The organism is Prevotella sp. ne3005, assembly GCF_900110085.1.
Taxonomy (GTDB): domain Bacteria; phylum Bacteroidota; class Bacteroidia; order Bacteroidales; family Bacteroidaceae; genus Prevotella.
Genome location: NZ_FOCK01000005.1, coordinates 1 through 21,299, shown reverse-complemented (window position 1 = coordinate 21,299; position 21,299 = coordinate 1). Strand labels below are relative to the sequence as shown.

At 47.4% G+C, this 21,299-nt stretch carries 19 protein-coding genes, 1 rRNA gene and 1 pseudogene; 8 read left to right on the top strand and 13 right to left on the bottom strand.

From position 1 onward, the window contains the following. Nucleotides 1-21: 21 nt before the first annotated feature. Nucleotides 22-1,092 carry an endonuclease/exonuclease/phosphatase family protein gene (locus BMY16_RS08110; protein ID WP_091841547.1) on the top strand — a complete coding sequence of 357 codons (1,071 nt, stop codon included), beginning with the start codon at nt 22-24 and terminating at the stop codon, nt 1,090-1,092. A 48-nt stretch (nt 1,093-1,140) separates the two neighbouring features. On the opposite strand, the pseudogene BMY16_RS08105 reads toward BMY16_RS08110, so the two are convergent. Together BMY16_RS08105 and fabD are read right to left on the bottom strand one after the other, a co-directional pair. After that, a pseudogene (locus BMY16_RS08105) lies at nt 1,141-3,270 on the bottom strand (alpha-amylase family glycosyl hydrolase). Continuing rightward, nucleotides 3,257-4,147: an ACP S-malonyltransferase gene (gene fabD, locus BMY16_RS08100; protein ID WP_091841545.1), complete on the bottom strand. Its 891-nt coding sequence runs from the start codon at nt 4,145-4,147 to the stop codon at nt 3,257-3,259. Before fabD ends, BMY16_RS08105 begins: the two are co-directional and overlap by 14 nt. Nucleotides 4,148-4,328: 181 nt before the next feature. Here fabD and BMY16_RS08095 point away from each other — a divergent pair, with 181 nt between their 5' ends. From BMY16_RS08095 to BMY16_RS08085, 3 genes are read left to right on the top strand one after another with little or no spacing between them, the layout of a single operon-like run. Next, nucleotides 4,329-4,937, top strand: a complete 609-nt coding sequence (locus tag BMY16_RS08095; RefSeq protein ID WP_091841543.1) for a thiamine phosphate synthase — start codon at nt 4,329-4,331, stop codon at nt 4,935-4,937. A gap of 28 nt (nt 4,938-4,965) precedes the next feature. Further along, nucleotides 4,966-5,904, top strand: a complete 939-nt coding sequence (locus BMY16_RS08090) for a ribose-phosphate pyrophosphokinase (protein ID WP_091841542.1) — start codon at nt 4,966-4,968, stop codon at nt 5,902-5,904. 2 nt (nt 5,905-5,906) lie between these two features. Further along, complete coding sequence (locus BMY16_RS08085) at nt 5,907-6,473, top strand: DUF4369 domain-containing protein (protein ID WP_139207171.1); 567 nt, start codon at nt 5,907-5,909, stop codon at nt 6,471-6,473. Between the two features lie 40 nt (nt 6,474-6,513). Here the strand turns inward: BMY16_RS08085 and glgP are convergent, their stop codons facing one another. Together glgP and BMY16_RS08075 are read right to left on the bottom strand one after the other, a co-directional pair. Next, complete coding sequence (gene glgP / locus BMY16_RS08080; protein ID WP_091841538.1) at nt 6,514-9,090, bottom strand: alpha-glucan family phosphorylase; 2,577 nt, start codon at nt 9,088-9,090, stop codon at nt 6,514-6,516. A 45-nt stretch (nt 9,091-9,135) separates the two neighbouring features. After that, nucleotides 9,136-10,794, bottom strand: a complete 1,659-nt coding sequence (locus tag BMY16_RS08075) for a glycogen/starch synthase (RefSeq protein WP_091841536.1) — start codon at nt 10,792-10,794, stop codon at nt 9,136-9,138. Between the two features lie 137 nt (nt 10,795-10,931). On the opposite strand from BMY16_RS08075, the gene BMY16_RS08070 reads away from it, so the two are divergent. From BMY16_RS08070 to BMY16_RS08060, 3 genes are all read left to right on the top strand, one after another. Next, nucleotides 10,932-11,354: a hypothetical protein gene (locus BMY16_RS08070; RefSeq protein ID WP_091841535.1), complete on the top strand. Its 423-nt coding sequence runs from the start codon at nt 10,932-10,934 to the stop codon at nt 11,352-11,354. Nucleotides 11,355-11,563: 209 nt separating this feature from the next. Then, nucleotides 11,564-11,938, top strand: a complete 375-nt coding sequence (locus tag BMY16_RS08065; protein ID WP_091841534.1) for a hypothetical protein — start codon at nt 11,564-11,566, stop codon at nt 11,936-11,938. Between the two features lie 5 nt (nt 11,939-11,943). Then, nucleotides 11,944-12,435, top strand: a complete 492-nt coding sequence (locus BMY16_RS08060; protein WP_091841533.1) for a DUF4251 domain-containing protein — start codon at nt 11,944-11,946, stop codon at nt 12,433-12,435. Nucleotides 12,436-12,665: 230 nt separating this feature from the next. Here the strand turns inward: BMY16_RS08060 and BMY16_RS08055 are convergent, their stop codons facing one another. The 8 genes from BMY16_RS08055 to BMY16_RS08020 all read right to left on the bottom strand — a co-directional run bounded on the left by BMY16_RS08055 (nt 12,666) and on the right by BMY16_RS08020 (nt 18,233). After that, a complete protein-coding gene (locus BMY16_RS08055; RefSeq protein ID WP_091841531.1) occupies nt 12,666-13,085 on the bottom strand; it encodes a (deoxy)nucleoside triphosphate pyrophosphohydrolase in 420 nt (139 codons plus the stop codon). Next, nucleotides 13,082-13,651 carry a very short patch repair endonuclease gene (locus BMY16_RS08050; protein WP_091841529.1) on the bottom strand — a complete coding sequence of 190 codons (570 nt, stop codon included), beginning with the start codon at nt 13,649-13,651 and terminating at the stop codon, nt 13,082-13,084. The genes BMY16_RS08055 and BMY16_RS08050 overlap by 4 nt, the downstream gene beginning before the upstream one ends. Before the next feature lie 7 nt (nt 13,652-13,658). Next, a complete protein-coding gene (locus BMY16_RS08045) occupies nt 13,659-14,093 on the bottom strand; it encodes a nucleoside 2-deoxyribosyltransferase (RefSeq protein WP_244512982.1) in 435 nt (144 codons plus the stop codon). Next, a complete protein-coding gene (locus BMY16_RS08040; protein ID WP_091841527.1) occupies nt 14,093-14,581 on the bottom strand; it encodes a hypothetical protein in 489 nt (162 codons plus the stop codon). The genes BMY16_RS08045 and BMY16_RS08040 overlap by 1 nt, the downstream gene beginning before the upstream one ends. Before the next feature lie 8 nt (nt 14,582-14,589). Beyond that, entirely contained in the window at nt 14,590-15,378 is a 789-nt protein-coding gene (locus BMY16_RS08035; RefSeq protein WP_091841525.1) for a hypothetical protein, read from the bottom strand. Between the two features lie 121 nt (nt 15,379-15,499). After that, a complete protein-coding gene (locus BMY16_RS08030) occupies nt 15,500-16,675 on the bottom strand; it encodes a type II restriction endonuclease (protein ID WP_091841524.1) in 1,176 nt (391 codons plus the stop codon). Nucleotides 16,676-16,677: 2 nt separating this feature from the next. Then, nucleotides 16,678-17,976: a DNA (cytosine-5-)-methyltransferase gene (dcm, locus tag BMY16_RS08025; protein WP_091841522.1), complete on the bottom strand. Its 1,299-nt coding sequence runs from the start codon at nt 17,974-17,976 to the stop codon at nt 16,678-16,680. A gap of 2 nt (nt 17,977-17,978) precedes the next feature. Beyond that, a complete protein-coding gene (locus BMY16_RS08020; protein ID WP_091841521.1) occupies nt 17,979-18,233 on the bottom strand; it encodes a hypothetical protein in 255 nt (84 codons plus the stop codon). Between the two features lie 788 nt (nt 18,234-19,021). Between BMY16_RS08020 and BMY16_RS08015 the strand changes: the two genes are divergently transcribed. Next, nucleotides 19,022-21,148 (top strand): BT4734/BF3469 family protein, encoded by a 2,127-nt coding sequence (locus BMY16_RS08015; protein WP_170836046.1) that lies wholly within the window; start codon nt 19,022-19,024, stop codon nt 21,146-21,148. Between the two features lie 64 nt (nt 21,149-21,212). On the opposite strand, the gene rrf is transcribed toward BMY16_RS08015, so the two are convergent. Then, a 5S ribosomal RNA gene (gene rrf, locus BMY16_RS08010) occupies nt 21,213-21,299 on the bottom strand; the annotation flags it as partial.

Below are 21,299 nucleotides of genomic sequence, written 5' to 3'. Positions count from 1 at the left end.
AAATATAAATCTTTTCTGATTATGGGAAAACTTGCCGTACAAAAGTATTTTTCATTTACTATCCTTATTGTAACTGTTCTGTTGATGGTCTTCACGATCACCGGCCTCTTTGGTGGTGACGTCAATCCTGCAGGAAACACCGCTCGTGCCATGCTTGTCTATGCACTACCCCTGCTGATTGCCGGCAACGTCGTGCTCCTCATCTATTGGTGCATCATGCGCCGCTGGCACTGGGCCCTCATTCCCCTGATTACCATCCTCTGCTGCATCCCTTACAGCACAACCCTCTATAAGTTCGGCTCCACCGACGAGGGCAACTCAAAGTCTGGCATTAAGATTGCAACATACAACGTTGCCATGTTCAGCCGTGAGACCTCAGGCTTCATTGCACAGGACATCCTCGCCGAGATGAAGAGACAGAAGGTGGACATTGCCTGCTTCCAGGAGTACAACGACCAGAGCGGCAACCGCAAGAACTCTGATTCCTATAAGGAATATTTCCCTTATATGGCCACGGGTGAGAGTGATATGGTGATTTACAGCCGCTATCCCATCACGAACTTTAAGAACCTGAATTTCGAGATGACCAACAACAGTGCCATGTGGGCTGAGATCAAGGTTGGTGAGGAGACTTACCGTGTCTACAATGCCCACCTTGAGACGACAGGTATCAACCGCACTATGCACCAGGCTGGTAAGCTGATCAATCAGGGTATGGAAGTTCAGAGCAATGCTCTCTTCAGAGCCATCTACGGCAACTATACCTTAGGTATGATTGCACGAGCCGGACAAGCTAATGTACTGGCGATGGACATGCGTGAGTCAGAAGTGCCCATCATCGTCTGCGGTGACTTCAACGATGTTCCCTACTCTTACGTTTATAACACGATGTTGGGCGACAAGGTCGACGGTTTCAAGGAGTGTGGTAGCGGATGGATGTACACCTTCCGTGGCGGTAACAAGAAAGTGCGTATCGACTATATCTTCCACGACAAGTCGCTCGAAGGCGTGACCTACTACCGTCGCGACCTCACCTACTCCGACCACTTCCCGGTATTCATGAAGATTGCAACTCCAGCCTCGGCAAAATAAAAGAAAAAATCCCTCAGCAGTGAGGGATTTTTTCTTTTATACTGTTTATTATACTATCTTAAAACGAACTCTGAACGAACGTTCATGCTCATCCCAGTTGGTACCGAGCATCTCGAATCGTCCAATCTGTGATGTAGAGCGTACATGCTTACCAATGCAGGGACAGACGTCGTAGTCGCCGATGCGCACAAGTCGGATGGTCTCAGAGGCATCATCTGGCAGACGGTCGAGACTCACCTCCTCAGGCAGCTCGTCGCGTGTCACAAACTCAAACGTAACGGGCAGGTCGGCCTCAATCAATTCGTTCATCCGCCGTTCGATTTCCTTCTCCTCTTGGCGCGATGGCTTAGAGTCCAGATAGAAGCTCATCTTACTCTTCTTTCGTTCGATATGGGCATTATACGACCGTTCACAGCCGAAGAGCCGTATCATCGTCTGGTTCAGCAAATGCTCCGCCGTATGTGCGGGCGGGAACTCTTCTTTATTATGGTCGTTTAAGATATAGTCTGCCATAAGTCTTTATGATTTGAATTTCAGGACGACCGCACCTAAGGGTTCCAAGTCGACGGACACATAACAGTCGCGATGCAGCTGTCGTTTGATTTCCTTCCCGGTGAGCAGGTCTGTCATGGTGACATTCTTGCGTTCCTTCAATTTCAGATAGTCGAAGGCATGGGCAGGAATAGTGACATCCATCGTCGCGGGCAGGTCGTCAAAGTTAGCCACTACAAGCAGCGTCTCACTGCCAGCCTTACGGAGGAAGGCATACTGGCGCTGATACTGGTCGTTGACATACATGAGGTCGAAGCAGACGCCTTCGGCAACAACCTTCTCCGTAACGGCGACATTCATCACCTTATCATAGGCTTCCTTCAACTCCTTCTCCTCCTTCGTCAGTTTGCGCTTGGCAGCCCGTACAAGAGTATCGATACTCCAGTAGTCAAAGATGGTGGTACGACCGTCATGACCGCTGAAGCCTTCCTTGTCCATACCCTGTTCACCATATTCCTGTCCGGCATAGATCATCAAGGGATTCTGCTGAAGCAGGGCTGAGACGACGAGTCCCGGCACGCCCTTCCGTCCATTTCCAGCAAAGAAACTGCTGGCCACACGCTGTTCGTCGTGGTTCTCGAGGAAATAGAGCATGTGGTCGCGGATGTCATCGGTCTGCTGCCAAGCACCCGTGATGGCATGGGTGGACTGATGTCCGCAGATGACGTCACGCACAGTATCATACATACCTACCTTGTCGTAGAGATAATCAAAGCCTGCACCGAGATAGTTACGATACTCCGCAGGGTTATAGACCTCGCCGATGAATATGAGGTCGGGATAAGCGAACTTCAGCTTATCAGTAGCCCAGTGCCAGAACTCGGCGGGCACCATCTCTGCCATGTCACAGCGGAAGCCGTCAACACCCTTACGGGCCCAGAAGAGAAGGATGTCCGTCATCTTACTCCATGTATTGGGAATAGGATTGAAATGTCCCACACGACCGGCATAGTAGTCGAGACCATAATTGATCTTTACGGTCTCATACCAATCGTTCATGCCCGGTGCATTATGAAAGCAGTCATTACCCGTGGCCTTGGCAGGCTCCTCGAAATAAGGCTCTGCTTCACCATGATAGAGGTCGAGATATGGTGTAAAGCGTTGTCCAGGACAATAATAGAAGTTGTTCTGGGGGTCAAATCCCATCTGGGGGTCATCATCCTCTCCTAAATCCTTCACCCCCTCCGGCTTGCAGATGGAGTGATACTGACGAGCTACATGGTTAGGCACGAAGTCGATGATGACCTTCATGCCAGCCTTATGGGTACGCTCGACTAGCTGCTCGAACTCCTTCATACGATTCTCCACATTGACGGCCAGATCGGGGTCGATGTCGTAGTAGTCGGCGATGGCATAGGGAGAGCCGGCCTTCCCCTTCACGACGGCAGGATGCTGTCGGGGAATCCCATAACCGCTGTAGTCGGTTTGGGTAGCATGTCGGATGACACCTGTATACCAAATATGGCTCACGCCCATTTCCCTGATTTTCTTCAGGGCAGTGGGCGTGAAGTCATTCAGCTTTCCGCAGCCATTCTCGTCAATCGTACCGTTCTCCTTTCGGGTGGTATTGCGATTGCCGTAAAGTCGCGTAAAGACCTGATAGATAATGATTTTACTCGATGCCATGGGCAGAGACCTCTTTGTTAATCTTAACGATCATTCCTTGAAGAGCCTTACCAGGACCGCACTCTGTGAAGTCGTCGGCACCGTCGGCAATCATGTTTTGTACGCTCTGTGTCCAACGCACACTGCTGGTGAGCTGGGCAATGAGGTTTGCCTTGATCTCAGCAGGGTCAGTATGGGGCTTAGCATCCACATTCTGATAGACGGGGCACTTCGGTGTCTTGATCTCCGTAGCCTCGATGGCAGCCTGCAGCTCATCCTTGGCGGGCTGCATCAGCGGAGAATGGAAAGCACCACCCACCTTCAGCACGAGAGCACGCTTGGCACCGGCAGCCTTCAGCTGCTCACAAGCCTCTTCGATAGCCTCCACATTACCAGAAATCACCAGCTGACCGGGACAGTTGTAGTTGGCAGGAACCACGACGCCCTTACCCATCTTGCTCACCTCGGCACATACCTCCTCTACCTTCTCGTCAGGCAGGGCGATAATGGCAGCCATCGTAGAAGGCTGAGCCTCACAGGCCTTCTGCATAGCCATGGCACGGGCATACACCAGTTTCAGGCCATCCTCGAAACTCAGGGCACCGGCAGCTGTCAGGGCAGAGAACTCACCCAAAGAGTGACCAGCGGTCATCTTGGGATCGAAAGCCTCACCCATGCAAAGGGCAGAGATCACACTGTGGAGGAAGACGGCAGGCTGTGTCACCTTGGTCTGCTTCAACTCCTCGTCCGTTCCGTCGAACATAATATCAGTGATACGGTAACCGAGAATCTCGTTGGCTTTCTCAAAAAGTTCCTTGGCAAGAGGATTGTTCTCATAAAGATCCTTACCCATACCTACGAACTGTGCTCCCTGTCCGGGAAATACAAATGCTTTCATTTTCTTTTTACCTTTTTATTAATAAACCTTTTACTTTTATACCATTTTGTCTCCTTTCGGATTGCAAAATTACAATAAATTTCCGAAAAATACACCTCAAAAGCCATTTTTTTGCCGAAAGTGGGAATAATATCGAAAAAAATGTGTAAGTTTGCACTTTAGAAAGAGAACTATCGCTGAAATGAAGCTCATAGTAATGACAAAACCGACCTTCTTCGTTGAAGAAGATAAGATTCTGGCCAATCTCTTTGAGGAGGGGTTGGAGAACCTGCATCTTTACAAACCCGGAGCCTCTCCGATGTACTCGGAACGGCTGTTGACACTGCTCGGAGAAGGTTGTCATAGCAAGATTACCGTCCACGGACATTTCTACCTGAAAGAGGAATATCGCCTAAAGGGCATCCATATCGACGACGCCCACACGGAACCGCCGTCAGGCTACAAGGGTAACGTGTCGCGCACCTGCCATCTGATTGAGGAACTGAAGGAGGCAAAGAAGAAAGCCAACTATGTGTTCCTCCACTCCATCTTCGACAGTCAGACGAATGTCGACGAAAAGGCGTCGTTCACGATGGCACAGTTAGAGGAGGCCGCCAAGAACGGCCTCATCGACAAGAAGGTGTATGCCTTGGGCGGTATGAACCTCGACACCATCAAAGCAGTGAAGGACCTCGGCTTCGGAGGCATCGTCATCTGTGGCGACCTGTGGAACCGCTTTAACATCCACAATGAGATCGACTACAAGGCGCTGCTGAACCATTTCGAGAAGCTGCGCAAGACGATAAGTTAGAATCATGAACTTAAAGATACAATAAACAATGCCTGAAAAAAACTCTTACATGGTATTCTCTGGTACGGCCACGAGATATCTGGCAGAGAGAATCTGTCAAAGTTTAGGCTGTCCTTTAGGACAACTACTGATTACTAAATTCTCCGACGGGGAGTTTGCCGTTAGTTATGAGGAGAGCATCCGCGGACGCGACGTTTTCCTCGTACAGAGCACCTTCCCCAATTCAGACAATCTGATGGAGCTGTTGCTGATGATTGATGCTGCCAAGCGTGCCTCAGCCCGCACCATCAACGCCGTCATCCCCTACTTCGGATGGGCCCGTCAGGATCGTAAGGACAAACCCCGTGTGAGCATCGGTGCCAAGCTCGTTGCCGACCTGTTGAGTGCTGCTGGCGTGAACCGTGTAATCACGATGGACCTGCACGCCGACCAGATCCAGGGATTCTTTGATGTACCCGTTGACCATCTGTATGCATCAAATGTGATTATCCCCTATCTGGAGTCGCTAAAACTGGACGACCTGGTGATCGCTTCACCTGATGTAGGCGGTTCAAAGCGCGCCAACACCTATGCCAAGTACTTCGGTTGTCCGCTCGTATTGTGCAACAAGACCCGTGCTCGTGCCAATGTGGTTGCAACGATGCAGATCATTGGTGAAGTGGAAGGTAAGAATGTTGTGATTGTCGATGATATGGTCGACACGGCCGGTACCATCACCAAGGCTGCCGACCTGATGAAAGAGCACGGTGCCAAGACCGTCCGTGCCTGTGCCTCCCACTGTGTGATGTCTGGTCCGGCCAGCGACCGTGTACAGGAGTCTGCCCTCGAAGAGATTGTGTTCACCGACTCTATCCCCTACACCCAGCGTTGCGCCAAGGTGAAGCAGCTGTCGGTAGCCGACATGTTCGCAGAGGCCATCCACCGTGTTATCGACAACCAGAGCATCAGCGACCTCTACATTATTTAAAAGTGAACAGCAAATCTATATTTGGACTGGCAGCGATGGGGCTTTTGCTCGTTTCCTGCCAGTCCGATTCATACCAGGTCAACGGCTTCGCCCATCAGTTAAAGGAGGGTGACACGATTTGTCTGGCCCATGGCTCTACCCCCGGACTGCCTTTCGCCCTGACGACTGTCAGTGGCGGCAAATTCTGGTTAGAGGGACCGGCCGACGAGACAGTCCCCTGTTGTGTCTACCTGAAACGGCAGCCTGCGTGCGCCGCCGTCTTCTTCCCCGACCATGGGACGATAGCCGTTGAGTTGAACCTGCCCCCTACTCCGTCGCGCATCTCCGGCACCAATCTCAACAACGAGTGGCAACAGATGAACGATGCCATCCAGCGGATGGGTAACAAACTCTTCAGGATTATAGAGCGCCAGGACAGCGACAGCATAGTCCACTTGGCAAGACTCAGGGCCGTCGACAGCCTGCACCGTGAGATGTCTGACCTCATCGTCAATACCGGCCAGCGAAACCGCGACAATCCTTTAGGACGATTTATCCTTGAAAACTACAAAGAGCCCGAGTTCCAATGAGAACCCGGGCTCTTCTATTATACAGACTTGCCTCCAACGATTAGCCGTTGAATGCCGGCAGCTCCAGCCACTTCACGTAGCAGAAGTCCTGACGGTGAGGCAGGTTCTTGTTCTTCGGATACATGCGGATAGCACTCTTGTACTGACCGAACTGCTGGGGAGCCAAGTCAGCCTCGAAGGTGTAATTATTGCCCTCATGACCAGTCATCTTCAGCGGCTCTACATTGTACACGCGCTCCTCGCCATCCTTGTTGATGAAGACATTCACCTTCTCCAGACCAACGGCATCGTCGAGACCCTGCTCATTGATCACATACTTGATATGGTACTTCTGACCAGCCTCGCAGCCATTAGCAGGGAAGTCCCACTCAGCGCTTACCACGTTGACGGCATCCCAACGCTCCACCACGGCTTCTTTCCACTGGGCAATCTCCTTAGCCAGACGGTTGTCGTTCTTGGAGAGCTCCTTGAAACGCTTAGCCTCCTTGTTGTAGAACTTCTCATAGTAGTCATCGAGCTGACGCTTCATCGTATAGTGAGGAGCAATCTGTGCGATAGAATTCTTCACCACCTTGATCCAGCCCTTAGAGAGGCCCTTATAATCCTTATCATAGTAGAGAGGAATAATCTCGTTCTCCAGCAGACCGTAGATGGTAGCAGCATCGAGACGATCCTGATAACCCTGGTTCTGGTAGGTACGCTTCTCGGTGAGCGCCCATCCGGCACCCTCACGATAGCCCTCCAGCCACCAGCCGTCCTTCACGGAGAGGTTGACAACACCATTCATCTCGGCCTTCTCACCAGAGGTACCGGAAGCCTCGAGCGGACGTGTCGGTGTGTTCATCCAGATATCAACACCAGATACCAGGCGACGAGCCAACAGGAAGTCATAGTCCTCAAGGAAGATAATCTTGCCCTGGAACTCCTCCTGCTGAGAAATCTCGAAGATCTTCTTAATCAGGCCCTGACCGGCACCATCGGCGGGGTGAGCCTTACCTGCGAACAGGAAGATAACGGGACGCTCGGGGTTGTTGACAATCTTTGAAAGACGCTCCAAGTCGGTGAACAGCAGGTGGGCACGCTTGTAGGTAGCGAAACGGCGGCAGAAGCCGATCACCAGGGCATTGGTATTGAAACGCTCCAGCAGTTTCACTACACGTGAGGGATCACCCTGGTTCTTCAACCAAGTCTCACGGAACTGTACCTTAATATAATCGAACAGCTTAGCCTTCAGAGCCTGACGGGTGGCCCAAACCTCCTCATCGGGACAGTTGTAGATACCGTGCCAGATCTCCTCGTTCGACTGGTCGCTCATGAACTTCTCATCGAAGTACTTGCCATAGACGGCACGCCACTCAGCAGCAGCCCATGTGGGGAAGTGAACACCGTTGGTCACATAGCCCACGTGGTTCTCTTCAGGATAGTAGCCGTTCCAGATAGGAGCGAACATCTTCTGAGAAACCCATCCGTGAAGCTTAGACACACCGTTTACCTCCTGACAGGTGTTGCAGGCGAAGGTCGACATACAGAACTTCTCTCCGTGGTCGTCGGGGTTCGTACGGCCCATGCCGATGAACTCATCCCAAGTGATACCCAGCTTAGCGGGATAGCCACCCATATACTTACCGAACAGACCCTCGTCGAAGTAGTCGTGACCGGCAGGTACGGGTGTGTGAACGGTATAGAGTGAAGAGGCGCGAACCAGCTCCATAGCCTGGTTGAACGACATACCCTCCTCGATATAGTCGCAAAGACGCTGCAGGTTGCAGAGGGCTGCATGACCCTCGTTGCAGTGGTAGATATCCTTCTTGATACCTAGCTTCTTCAGCAGCAGCATACCACCGATACCGAGCAAGATCTCCTGCTTCAGACGGTTCTCCCAGTCGCCACCATAGAGGGCGTGGGTGATGGGCTTGTCGAAGTCAGAGTTCATCTCATTGTCGGTATCGAGCAGATAGAGCTTCACACGACCCACGTTGACACGCCATACATAGGCATGAACCTGATAGTTGGTATAGGGGACATCCACCACGAGCGGGTTGCCGTCCTTGTCAAGCTGGCGCTCGATGGGCAGGCTGCCGAAGTTCTGTGTCTCGTAGTTGGCAATCTGCTGTCCGTCCATCGACAGACTCTGTGTGAAGTAGCCGAAACGATAGAGGAAGCCCACGGCACACATGTCTACATTAGAGTCAGAAGCCTCCTTCACATAGTCACCAGCCAGCATACCCAGACCACCTGAATAAATCTTCAGGGCAGAGTGGATACCATACTCCATACAGAAGTAGGCCACTGACGGACGAGATGCATCGGGCTTCACGTCCATATACTTACGGAACTGTGCATAAACATCCTTCACGCGCTTCATCAACGACTTGTCTTTCAGGATTTCCTCCTTACGGCCAAAGCTCAGGCGCTCCAGGAGCATCACAGGATTATGCTTCACTTCATGGTAAATCTCAGGGTCAAGGTCACGGAACAAGTCACGTGCCTCGAAGTTCCATACCCACCACATATTGTGGGCAATCTCGTCCAAACACTTCAATTGCTCAGGAAGACTTGACTTCACGGTCAGAGTTTTCCACTGCGGAGCATTTGCATAATCAGCTTTAATTTTCATAATCTCTCAAATTAGTCTATTTGAATTCTATAATATGTTCTCTGTTCACTTCTTTCTGGCTTCGGCTTTGCGCAGGGCAATGTCATAAGCCTCATAATAATACTTGATAAACTCACTCCAGAGGGCCTTCTTCGACAGGGCATCGGCATTCTTACGACAGGCATCTACCTGCTTCTTTGTCATACCTGAGAACAAAGCCACCGTGTCCTTGATATTATCGGCCACCTCTGAGTAGTTGTAGTCTGTACGGTGAATCACCTTCACACCGTCCTGAATATCTCCGGGTTTGCCAAACACCGTATTGGCCCAGAGGCCGAAACCAGCCAGGTCGGTCGTAATGCAAGGCACCTTGAAAGCCACAGCCTCCAGCGGGGTATAGCCCCAAGGCTCATAATACGACGGATAGATGCAGAGGTCGTTACCCAGCACCACATCATAGTAGGTCAGGTTCACGATACCGTCGTTACCGTCGAGATAGCAAGGCAGGAAGATCACCTTCACGTTCTCATCCTTACGGTTGTGCATATCGTAGTACTTCATCATACCCAGCACGTTGTCGTGACTCATGTTGTGGAGCCAATGGGTCACCTGGGGCACGTCGAGTGGCGTGTCAAACTTCTTACCGCTCTTCAGGCGCTCCTGCAGGTCCTTGCGGGGCTCCCCTACCCATCCAGGCACTTCGATGAAAGCCACCACCTTCTTCTTCAGGTCACGGTCGCGAAGCAGACGGTTCATAGCCTCCACAAACACATCGATGCCCTTATTTCTGAACTCATAACGACCTGAGGTCGAGACAAGTAGCGTATCATCGTCAAGGTCTTCTCCAAGCAGAGCGTTAGCAATATCCAGCATCTTTCTGCGGGCAACGCTGCGCTTACGGGCAAACTTCTGGGCACTGGGCACGAAGCTGTTGTCAAAGCCGTTAGGCAGCACCACGTCGACAGGCTTGTCGAGCAGCTCCACACACTCCTTCGCCGTGATGTCGCTCACCGTCGTAAAGCAGTCCACATAATGGGCCGTCTGCTTCTCAATAGAATGCTTCGACTGCATATTCAGCTCTCCGGCCATCTGGTCACCGTTATAGGCGAAGAGATAGTCATAAAGCGGTTTCATGTTGCCGGCAATGCTTCGGCCGATGCTTGTGGCATGGGTTGTAAAGATGGTACCGATCTCCGGCAACTTGTTGTTGATATACAAGGCACCGAGACCGCACATCCACTCGTTGGCGTGATAGATCACCTTCATTGAGCTATTAAGACAGAAGTTATAGTAGCTCTCTACCACAAGGGCAGCGGCATACGAGAACATCGAAGCCTCGTCATAGTCGCCATAAGCGTGAAGACTGTCTACGCCGTAGTTCTCCCACAGCCATCCATATATCTCGTTCTTCTTCTCAAAGAACGGATTAAAGTCCACTAAGATTGCGATTGGTTCTCCGGGTACCGTCCAACGTCCTACCCTCACTTTGAGCCCCTGCTCTTTAGCCTCTTCTTGCCAATCGGCGAAAAGGGTCTTGTCCTCTTTGAAATAAGGACTCTCTTGTTCTTTCCAAAAATCAGGACCGATGAAAACAATCTTATCCTGAAGTGCCTCTTGTAGGGTCTTGGCACGTGTCGAAAGGACTGTATAGATTCCCCCTACCTTGTTGCAGACTTCCCAACTTGACTCGAAGATGAAGTCTGGCATTAACTGCTTTTTTGCCATGTTCTAATTATAATTGGGCGCAAAGTTACTTAAATTTTTCTAAATTCCCGCATGATTTCGCTAATATTTTTTTAAACGTAGACAAAATAATGATTTAGATTAGTAACTTTGTCAGCAATTAAGAAAAAGCATTGAATATGAAGAAGTTAATATTGGTACTTTTCGTTTTCCACTTCACGCTACTCGCATCTGCCCAGAACGATTGCGCCCCCTTTCGCGCGTACCTTATAAATAATGAATACAACCTGTTTATCAGGATTGACCTCTGCGAGGAGAGCATCACCGTACCCGGCCAAGAACTCCTAGGCAAACTGCCCGGCTACCTTGGTAAGAGGAACAACTCCTACTGCTGGCTCATCACCTCTGCCGACATCAAAGACAAGACCGCCAGCCTCGCCATGATCAACGACTTCGGCAGCGAAGACCTTACCGCCACGCTCACCCAGCAGAACGACTCCATCTACATCCTCCAATATGTCGATGGCAGCACGTTCAAGATACCCAACAAGGGGAAATGGCAGAAACTGCCCAAGAAACTGGAGTTCAAGCGCAGCAAGTGACGCGGCTATTTATAACTACCCCTGACGTTTGTTAAAGTAAATCACCACGCCGATAACCACCAGCGCTATGACAGCCACAATATGTAACCAATCCATAAGACAACTATTTTATTAAATCTATAATCTGCTGCAAAATTATGAAAAAGATTTTGATTATCCAAATCTTTTCAGTAACTTTGCAGACATTAATATAATAAAGAATAAAGGAAATGAAGAAATTCTTGTTTTTGGTTGTAGTTCTGGCAGCCATTGCCGTCGGCCTGATGATGACTTGCCCAGACCGCGATGCCCACCGCGAGGCTATTAAAGGCGTTGTGTCAAAAGTGGTAAATTCAGAGATGAACAACAATTCAATCAACGGTGCCCTGGCTTCCATTGGAACGGCGGTTGCCATCGAGGCCGTAGACGCCTACCTCAATTCCAGTCTGATCATTCGCGACCACACTTTCTATAATGTCGGCGTTGTCAACCACGAAGACGAGTTCAGAATGGTGTCAGTCGGCGTATTCAACCATGTGTTCACCATCAGCGAGGACGATGCCCGCGAACTCATCAAGGAAAAACTGCCCTCACTTAAGAAGTAACCACTATGAAGAAACTATTGTTTTCCATCCTGTTAGGCTCTTCGGCTTGTGCGATGCTGAGCGGATGTGCAAGTGCAGAAGAGCGTGCAGCAAGGGCTGCAGAACAGGCCGCCAAAGTGACCAAGGCCCTGGAGGCAAGAGACTATAAGATTGCCGTTAACCGCATGTATCCGATGAAAGGCAGTTCCAGAAGCGTCTCTTACGGTTATTCGGTAGAAGTAAGAAACGACTCTCTCATCTCCTACCTGCCCTATTTCGGTGGAGCCTACAATGTACCCTATGGTGGTGGCAAAGGCCTGAACTTCTCTGAGCGCATCGGCAGCTACAGGGAGAGCCTGAAGAATAGTGGAGAACGACAGATCGAGATCAACGTGACCAACGAAGAAGACACCTACATCTATCTGATAAAGGTTTTCAGCAATGGCAACTCGTCCATCGACGTCACCTCCCGCCAGCGCGACCATATCTCCTACTCCGGCGAACTAGAAGTGAAATAGACGGAATGTCATCTCGAGCATAGTCGAGAGATCTCCCCATGCGCCACCCTTCCCGACAAAAAAGGAGCCCAATCCCCTTTTTTGTCGCAAATCAGCATGCCTGTCGCAACAAACGAGGAAAGAAAACAGCCAAATAATTGTATACAGCCCCGAATCACCGTATCTTTGCATCAGTTTTGATTCATATCGATTTTGTTTTTAGTTAATTGCATTTGTAAGTTTGTAACGTTTTAGGTTAGTAATGACTGAGGGCTCGCAGCGGCGAGCTCTTTTTTTAGCTCCTCCACTACAACCTTATCCGCAGGCAGCCAGTCCACGCTGTCGAATTGATCATGACTGAGCCAGCGTGCGGCCTCATGTTCCTTCAGCGTGAGCGATCCACTCTCCACATGGCACCAGTAGCAGTGCATCGTCAAATGGAACTGGGGATAATCCCACTCCACTGTCTTTACCAACCGCTCCACAACAATACACGTTTCGAGTTCTTCCTGGATTTCTCTTTTAAGCGCGTCCTCCGGCAATTCCCCTGGCTCCATTTTCCCACCAGGAAACTCCCACCCATCCTTCATATCGCCATATCCTCGCTGAGTGGCAAAGATACGGCCTTCATCATCGTGTATGATGGCTGCAACTACTTCTATTTGTTTCATTCTCGTTCGCTATTATCTGCTGCCATGAGCATCCCATCCTCTTCCTCACGTTTTGGATAAGGCCTTCCAACGACGGAATGATCATCCAGCCAAATCTTGTTCAGCGTAAAGGCCAACGACTTTAAGGTCTGCTCACGCTTCGATGGTTTCAGCTCACACTCCCAGATGGTGATACAATGCCATCCCATTTCTGCCAAACGCTTCTGCTCCTCGATATCCCTCTCTTGGTTCCTCCGAATCTTCGCCACCCAAAACTCCCGATTCGACTTTGGAATCTTGCAACACTCGGAGTTTTTTATTTCACCCCCTCTGTCATTTCGAGCGCAGTCGAGAAATCTCTCCGTCAATTCAACATCATGTCCATGCCAAAAACACCCATTCACAAAGATACACGTTCTGTACTTCCTCAATACCAGATCCGGATGCCCAGGCAGCTTCGGCGAGTTCAGCCTATAACGGAATCCCCTACTCCACAGCCCTTTCCGCACAATCATCTCTGGCTTCGTATCCTTCCCACGAATCGAAGCCATCGTTTTGTGCCGTTGTTCTGGAGAGAGTTTATCCATAGAAAGTTTATTTCAGAGCATCAATTAATTCTTCTATCGAACAAGCCACACCATCGAAGAGTTTATACATCAGTTCAGGCTCCTGCTTCTCAGGCATGTAGGCAATGGTGAGTTTCCCACGCCCCGCAAACCATCCTGCCTCAGTATGAGCACTTCTGCCACAAGGCAATACAATAACACAAGTATCGCAAGCATCCATCGCCTCAATGTCATTATGAAATTGCCGTTCTGCCTTCGGATGCTTCAGCATCTCACGATATTGTTCCGGGGTCCACTCCATATAATCCTCACTTACGCTGCTCCACTTAAACCCAGGATCCCCCGATGGCGGATTACGAAAGTCATAGACATCATGCCCCGCTTCCATTAACTTGGCAACAACCTCTGGATAAAACTCATTGCGCCAACTACTTGCTACGTATATTTTTCTTAGAGTCATCATTAGAATCCATCTTCAAAGGAATTAGAACTGCTTCTCAAATAAGCATTAAATAATTTCTTTCCTATTTTGTCACGAGACCATTCTTTATCATGGAATTTAGGGGAAGTGTTAAGTCTTAGTTTCTTAACCCCTTTCTCTAAAAGTAATATCTGCTCCTTGGCAATTGGGAACTTCGCTTCGCTAATAAAGTGATTAGATTCTACATAAACCCCATACAATATCACACCACCATCAGATTTGCTTTGACTTGACATATTAACACCTTCGAGCGAAATAACAACATCATCCATCAGTCTAAGTAAAAGCTTGGGGGTATCAGTAAGTTTACGCTTCTCATCTGTATAAATTACATTCAGGAAGATGGAATCATTTTCAGTTGAAACATTAATCTTCATGTTATAACTACCCCAAAATGTATCACCATAGCTTACCTGTGCATTGGCCAACGTTGGTAATAGAATCATAAGTAGTAATAAAAGTTTCTTCATATTCGTTCTTAATTAAATAAATCTTTCTCTAGATGCTTTTTCTTTTCCTCATAATCCTTTTTATACATCCAATAATGATTGTATGCCATTTTCTGCCTTCCGCGTAAAACATATCTGATATTATCAGGACGGACGATATTCAATTCTTCACAAACTTCGTTTAAGGATTGATACTCTTTTACAATCTCCCCAAGTTGATTGATTTTAAGGATCGTATTATCATTTATATTGCCAAAAACCAAGTCAGCATTATTGTTAATATAATCTTCAACTTCCTTTTCTGTATCAGTTTCAATAATATGTTTAATGAAACGGAGAGCATCGTCAATTAAGAATTCTAGATCATAATCCGAGTTGTTTTCATAATTATAGAAATCAAAATGATCAATTGCATTTTGGAATGCATTCTTTTCTCTAAACTTTTCTTTAATGAAGAAAAGCTCTGCCGGATTCAATAGTTCTTTCTTATTTAATAGTTTTTCTTTGATAACTTCATAATCCTTTAATCTCTCATCTAATAGATTCTGAGTTATTTCGTTTATCTTTTCGTCTATTATTTTCTTAGCACCCGGAGTAAAGGGAGATGTATTTCTTTTGTTATAACCACATTCGGGGTTTGTTGCATCATAAATATTAATGAAGTATCTTTCCATACTAGACAAAGTCACTTCCCTTTCTAAAAGATTCGTAAAATCCTTTTCAAACAGAATCTCAACCTCAGGTTCGCCAAGTCTTTTATAAGCATCATAAAAGCCGGGATTTGAAGGACCATTGATTTTGTTTATATGTTCCTTCATCCTTTGGTATACATGAACAGACTTGCCTATATATACTTTCCCGTCAGAGAATGTGCATTTGTATACGACTCCCTTCATTTTCGATTGCTTGATCTTTTTCTCTCGTGTCTAGTTATATTGACTAGTTCTGACGTTCCCGAACCATTCCTATAAAATCAGAAAGGCACATGATATTGTCATGGAAATCAGGAATAAATAGCGAGATGTTGTCTTTCGGAACAACCAGAGTCAGATGTTCGTCTTTCATCTCTTGCAACTGATTTCTACTAACACCTCTCTGCAATGTAAACAGATGCTTATGCGGAATCTTATCCGCTTCATTAAGGACTTGGCGCCATCTGTCTTTACAAGTAGTCTTAGCTCCAAGCATTGTCAGCTTGTCTGCTGGGAAAAGAATGTTATGATAGCTTTTACCATCAGGGAAAATGAAATCTGGTTTCTTATTGTTTTCCGTTACTACCTGTTCTTCAAATCTCAAATGAGAGGCTTTGAATATTTCAGCCAAATGATGTTCCAAAGATTTTCCAGCTCTTGACTTTCTTCTGTTGAGAATTGAGTTTGAAAAGTCAACGAGACTCTGACAATTTTCAAATGGCTTAGAGTAAACTGGACTGTATATTTTCTCTTCTAATCCACGGAACAGCTGATATTCAGCATCAGTCCACTTTAATATAATTTTATCTGCTTCTTCTGCTATTTTCCGTTCAGTATAATTATTTGCCTTTATTACACAAGCTCGAACAAAAGCGGCCATTTCAGTAGTATCAGGAAAATCCAGATGACTATCAATAAAAGATATAAAGTCGTTCTTAAGTTTTTCATCTGGAGATATTGTAGAAGATCCGTCAATTACCTGATTACCTTTTGTCACATCCAGACTGAACAAATCCATGAATTTCTCGATATTATCTTGGTCTGATAATACGTATGCATAATATTTGCCTTCATGGTTCCTCGTCATAATCTGAAGGCTTCCGATATATTCTTCTCGAAGGAACTCGAAACCATTTCCAAATCTTGTTAGCCTATATTCATTTCTTGTTCCAACACCATAGTAAATGGCACGACTTTGTGTCTTTATCAGATCTTTCTGCCAATCAATCTCGACAAATACATCCTTATTAGACCCCTTTACACCAGGCTCCTCGAAGAACATCTTATAGCATGGCTTAGCAAATGTGAAGCCATATTGGTGCCCGCCTGTTAATCCTACATCGTTGGGAGTAATATAATGGCAGTATGCGTACGCAGAATCATGAACTAGCAGTATCGCATCTTGTAAGTTTTCCTCAATCATAATTAAGCCTCCATACATTTTATAATATTTTCTGATACAGCCGTAATCAATGGTACTATCACTGAATTACCACATTGTCTATAAGCCTGAACATCAGAAACCTTATCTATCATATACTCATCAGGATAACCCATAAGGCGAGCACACTCACGCGGAGAAAGTCGGCGAGGATTCTTTCCTTCTTGGGGAATCAATATCTCTGAACCATCCTTATAATAGCGAGCACTTAGTGTCCTCGTAATGCCATTGAGATCTACAAGACCATAACCAAATCCATTGCCCTTAGCCCGATGTTTCTCTGCATAATTCTGAAGGTATTCCCACAACTTATCACTTAGCGTATATTTGGGATCAATGTTTGGGTCAAGGATTTCCTTGACACTTCGTGTTGCCTGATGCTGTTCTGGGAATTCAAAGTTTTCCTCACCATGATATCGTTCCTTATCGAAACCTACGATCATTATGCGTTCACGATGCTGTGGTACGTATGTCTGACCATCCATTACCAAATAATGAAGGGAATAGTTCAATTCCTCCAATGTTTCCTTTATGACGCGGAACGTATTGCCTTTATCATGCGAAGTTAAGTTCTTAACGTTTTCTAGATAGAAGGCTTTGGGGCGATGCCGACTTATAATATCAGCCACATCAAAGAAAAGAGTTCCCTGAGTTTTATCTTTGAAACCCGTCTCTCTGCCAAGGCTTTTCTTTTTTGATACACCTGCAATAGAAAAAGGCTGGCAAGGGAAACCTGCACATAAAACATCAAAGCGATCAGGGATATACGACTTAGTAACTTCCTTCGTGATGTCACCAAATGGCATATCGCCAAAATTTGCAAAATACGTTTTTTGAGAGAATGTATTCCACTCAGATGAGAAGACACACTTACCGCCTTGAGCCTGCATTGCCAAACGGAACCCACCCATTCCTGCAAACAAATCGATGAATGTAAATGTTGGATGTTCTGGTGCAGGGAAAGGAACATCAAGAACATCCCTGAACAAATCAAGCTCCAGAGGCGACTCTGCCGCAATTCCACTCACTTTAGAAAAGTCCAAAGGAACTATCTTCTCATAAGCATTATAGACGTAATCGCATGCCTTGCGAAACATCTCGCGCTGCCATTCCTCTACACCTTTCTGCGGCATTAATGGTGTACAATGTGTCAGAATCGCTAATAATTCTTCTGCTGTTGCTTCACCTTGAAGGATATTATTACAATACCCTTCTCCCTGAGCATAGTCAATTAACGTTTTAACTTTATCTGGAATTGGTTTCTTAAGTATTTCTTTTGTCATAATTAAATAGTCTCTTTTTTCCTACCTCTAGTTGTGGGTTTAACGTAAATACAACCTTTGCGGATTTCGCAATAGTCATTTCGATACACCAGATCCTTGCCTTGTGCAGCCATCTTGCTGAAATGGTTGTTCAAGCTGGTTTGCGCAATCAGCAGTTCTTTGGCTTCATGCCTATCATAAAGAGAGGCTGGCGAGCCATAAAACTCGTATGTATCTGACTCCAATAGATGTAGGAGAATAATGTTTCTGTTAGCCATTGATTTATCTATGTTTTTAGGCTACAAAGTTACGGATTTTATGAGCAGAATTTAAATAAAATAATACCATTAACACGACCAAAAGACAAATTAGTTTTCTAATTTAATTAGAAAAACATTTAACTCGGTAAATGTTAAAACCAGAGATATAAGACCTTAGATAATCAGATTATATAAAAAAAAATCGATAAGTAACAAAATCATCGAACCCTACTAAAATTAATATATTAAGTTGATTAACAAATATTTATAAAGAAATTAAACCCTATTTAAACCCTACTTGAATCCTACCTAAACCCTACATAAACCCTACATGAATTCTAACAGAAAGAAGGCACTTCATCGTGAGTTTAGAACGGCTAAAGTGAGAGTTTGCTCCGGGTAAAGTCACAGTTTACAGGGAGTAAACTCTTCAATTCTCTAGAGAATTGGAGAGTTACATACCGACTTACTGATAGTTAGTCGGTATGTAAGTGGTAGTTTGGACGTATATAACTGCCAGAGAAGCGGCATTTATGCGGCAATAAGTAGGGGTTATTTGTAATCTGAGGGTGGTTATTAGTAGGATTCAAGTAGGGTTTATGTAGGGTTAAAGTAGGATTCAAGGTAGGGTTGATAAAATTGGTAATCAACTTATTATCAATGGTTTAATTAAGTTTAAGTAGGATTCAGAATGATTTTTAAAATTTTCAAGCAGAAATATTTGCAAATTTGATAAAAATTTAGTATCTTTGCAGTCAAAATTCATCGTGACGCAAATGTTAATCAAAAATCATAAAATTGTCGATATGAAAGTTACCTTATTGAAAACAAACCGCAAGAAAGAAGTGATCAACCGCCTCACGCTGGAAGAGCTTGCAGACATCATCCGCCAAAGTCCGGAGGCCAAACGCGTGTACAACCTGCGACTGCACTACCAGTTTATGAAGCCGAAGCGGCTGGAGAACGGCGAGATTATGGCCGACAGCATACACACCATCGCCCTACCCCGCATCTGTTTCGCGGCAGACTGCGACAACTACGGCGGAAAACAGCGACTGCTCGAGTATAACGGACTGGTGGTGGTCGAGGTGAACGGACTGAAGTCCTACGAAGAGGCCGTCAGCGTACGCAACCTGGCAGCTAGGATGGACGAGACGCTGATGACGTTTCTCGGCGCTTCGGGCATGAGCGTGAAAATCGTCTGCCGAGGTGAGCTGTTCAGCGACAGTGGCGAGCGGCTGCCAAAGACAGAGGAGGACATCAGGCAGTTCCACCGCAATGTCTACCTCACGGCGCGAAGGGCCTATCAGAACCAGTTCGGACTGGACATCGAATTTCTGGAGCCCATACTGGAGCGTACCGTCTATCTCAGTGCCGACCCCGAACTCTACTTCAACGCCGATGCCCGTCCCTTCAAGGCCGATACCAAGCCGCAGACAGAGGCCGAACCGGTAGCCATCTCATGGGAGAGCGACCATCTCATGCCGGGCCGCACCATCACCAGAACCTACCACTTCAACTGGCTCTTCATCGTGAAGCAGGTGCTCGGCGACTACTACAACCTGCCCGACGAGGACCGACAGATGCAGCTGCTCATGCGCATCGCCAGCATGTCGCTCGACCAGGGGATCCCCCTCTCCCACGCCCAGGGCATGACGCTCGAGCATCCCGTGCTGAACACAGACCCAGAGCTGGTGAAAAACGTATTTTCTACTGTCTACGACGTGGCCCTCCAGGGGGATTATCGCAAGAAGCACAAGCTGCACAAGTTGAAGAGCATCCCTGAGGAGACCCTGCAGACCATGCGCACAGAGATATTCCTCAACAGCAACTTCGACATGCGCAAAAATCTGATGACGGGCGTGGCCGAGTATCGCATGAAATATGCTGACGATCAGACATTTAGGCCACTGACAGAGGAGGTGCGCAACGACATGACCCTGCAGGCCATCGAACTGGGCATCAAGGGCTGGGACCAGAACGTGAACCGCTTCATCGACTCCAACCGCATCGAGCAGTATGACCCCGTGAACACCTGGCTCAACAAGTTGCCAAAGTGGGACGGACACGACTATATCGCCGACCTGGCGAAGCGCGTACCGACAAATCAGCCCCACTGGGAGAAGTATCTGCGCTGCTGGCTCGTGGGTATGGTGGCCCAGTGGCGCGAGAGTGATAAACAGCTGACAGGCAATGCGTTAACGCCGCTGTTGATTGGTCGTCAGGGGTGTGGTAAGACACGCTTCTGCAAGATACTATTGCCTCGAGAACTGCGCGACTACTACAATGATAAGCTGAACTTCAAAAACGAGTTCGACCTGAACATCGCGCTCACTTCGTTTGCGCTGATCAACATCGACGAATTCGATAAAACCACCAATTCTCAGCAGATTGTGCTGAAGTATCTGTTGTCATCGAGCGATGTGAAGTTCCGTCCACCATATGGCAAGACCATCAAGCAGTATCGTCGCTACACCTCGTTCATCGGCACCACCAACCAGCCGCAGCCACTCGTCGACCCCACCGGATCGCGACGCTTCGTCTGTGTGGGCATCCCCGAAGGCCAGAACATCGACTTCGAAGATAATATCAACCATTATCAGCTCTATGCCCAGGCCCTTCACCTATTTAATAAAGGAGAACATTTCTGGCTGGAAAATGAGGAAATCAGCACCCTGATAGAAGAGAACGCCCCATATCAGAGACCTGTAGACCTGGTAGAGATGATCAGTGAGACATTCTTCAAGCCCAAGGAAGGAGAAGGGAAATGGCTGAGTACCAATGAGATACTTGACATACTTTCACAAAAGTACAGCTATTTCGACAAGAAGACCTCACCCACGCTGCTGGGTCGTGCGATGAGCAACTACCGATTCGGATTCAAACGACGCACCGTGAACGGTATTTCGCAGTATCATCTGACCAGCAAATAAGCTGATAAAAAAAGCACAAAAACGACGAAGCCCCGGGTCATTTCTGACTCGGGGCTTCTGATAAAAGTGGCGGCCTCCTACTCTCCCGCATTGCATTGCAGTACCATCGGCGCAGGCGGGCTTAACTTCTCTGTTCGGAATGGGAAGAGGT

What these genes read in the sequence shown, in the direction of transcription:
- BMY16_RS08110 (WP_091841547.1), top strand. Translation starts at nt 22, where the DNA reads ATGGGAAAACTTGCCGTACAAAAGTATTTTTCATTTACTATCCTTATT.
- fabD (WP_091841545.1), bottom strand. Translation starts at nt 4,147, where the DNA reads ATGAAAGCATTTGTATTTCCCGGACAGGGAGCACAGTTCGTAGGTATG.
- BMY16_RS08095 (WP_091841543.1), top strand. Translation starts at nt 4,329, where the DNA reads ATGAAGCTCATAGTAATGACAAAACCGACCTTCTTCGTTGAAGAAGAT.
- BMY16_RS08090 (WP_091841542.1), top strand. Translation starts at nt 4,966, where the DNA reads ATGCCTGAAAAAAACTCTTACATGGTATTCTCTGGTACGGCCACGAGA.
- glgP (WP_091841538.1), bottom strand. Translation starts at nt 9,090, where the DNA reads ATGAAAATTAAAGCTGATTATGCAAATGCTCCGCAGTGGAAAACTCTG.
- BMY16_RS08075 (WP_091841536.1), bottom strand. Translation starts at nt 10,794, where the DNA reads ATGGCAAAAAAGCAGTTAATGCCAGACTTCATCTTCGAGTCAAGTTGG.
- BMY16_RS08070 (WP_091841535.1), top strand. Translation starts at nt 10,932, where the DNA reads ATGAAGAAGTTAATATTGGTACTTTTCGTTTTCCACTTCACGCTACTC.
- BMY16_RS08065 (WP_091841534.1), top strand. Translation starts at nt 11,564, where the DNA reads ATGAAGAAATTCTTGTTTTTGGTTGTAGTTCTGGCAGCCATTGCCGTC.
- BMY16_RS08060 (WP_091841533.1), top strand. Translation starts at nt 11,944, where the DNA reads ATGAAGAAACTATTGTTTTCCATCCTGTTAGGCTCTTCGGCTTGTGCG.
- BMY16_RS08055 (WP_091841531.1), bottom strand. Translation starts at nt 13,085, where the DNA reads ATGAAACAAATAGAAGTAGTTGCAGCCATCATACACGATGATGAAGGC.
- BMY16_RS08050 (WP_091841529.1), bottom strand. Translation starts at nt 13,651, where the DNA reads ATGGATAAACTCTCTCCAGAACAACGGCACAAAACGATGGCTTCGATT.
- BMY16_RS08045 (WP_244512982.1), bottom strand. Translation starts at nt 14,093, where the DNA reads ATGATGACTCTAAGAAAAATATACGTAGCAAGTAGTTGGCGCAATGAG.
- BMY16_RS08040 (WP_091841527.1), bottom strand. Translation starts at nt 14,581, where the DNA reads ATGAAGAAACTTTTATTACTACTTATGATTCTATTACCAACGTTGGCC.
- BMY16_RS08035 (WP_091841525.1), bottom strand. Translation starts at nt 15,378, where the DNA reads ATGAAGGAACATATAAACAAAATCAATGGTCCTTCAAATCCCGGCTTT.
- BMY16_RS08030 (WP_091841524.1), bottom strand. Translation starts at nt 16,675, where the DNA reads ATGATTGAGGAAAACTTACAAGATGCGATACTGCTAGTTCATGATTCT.
- dcm (WP_091841522.1), bottom strand. Translation starts at nt 17,976, where the DNA reads ATGACAAAAGAAATACTTAAGAAACCAATTCCAGATAAAGTTAAAACG.
- BMY16_RS08020 (WP_091841521.1), bottom strand. Translation starts at nt 18,233, where the DNA reads ATGGCTAACAGAAACATTATTCTCCTACATCTATTGGAGTCAGATACA.
- BMY16_RS08015 (WP_170836046.1), top strand. Translation starts at nt 19,022, where the DNA reads ATGAAAGTTACCTTATTGAAAACAAACCGCAAGAAAGAAGTGATCAAC.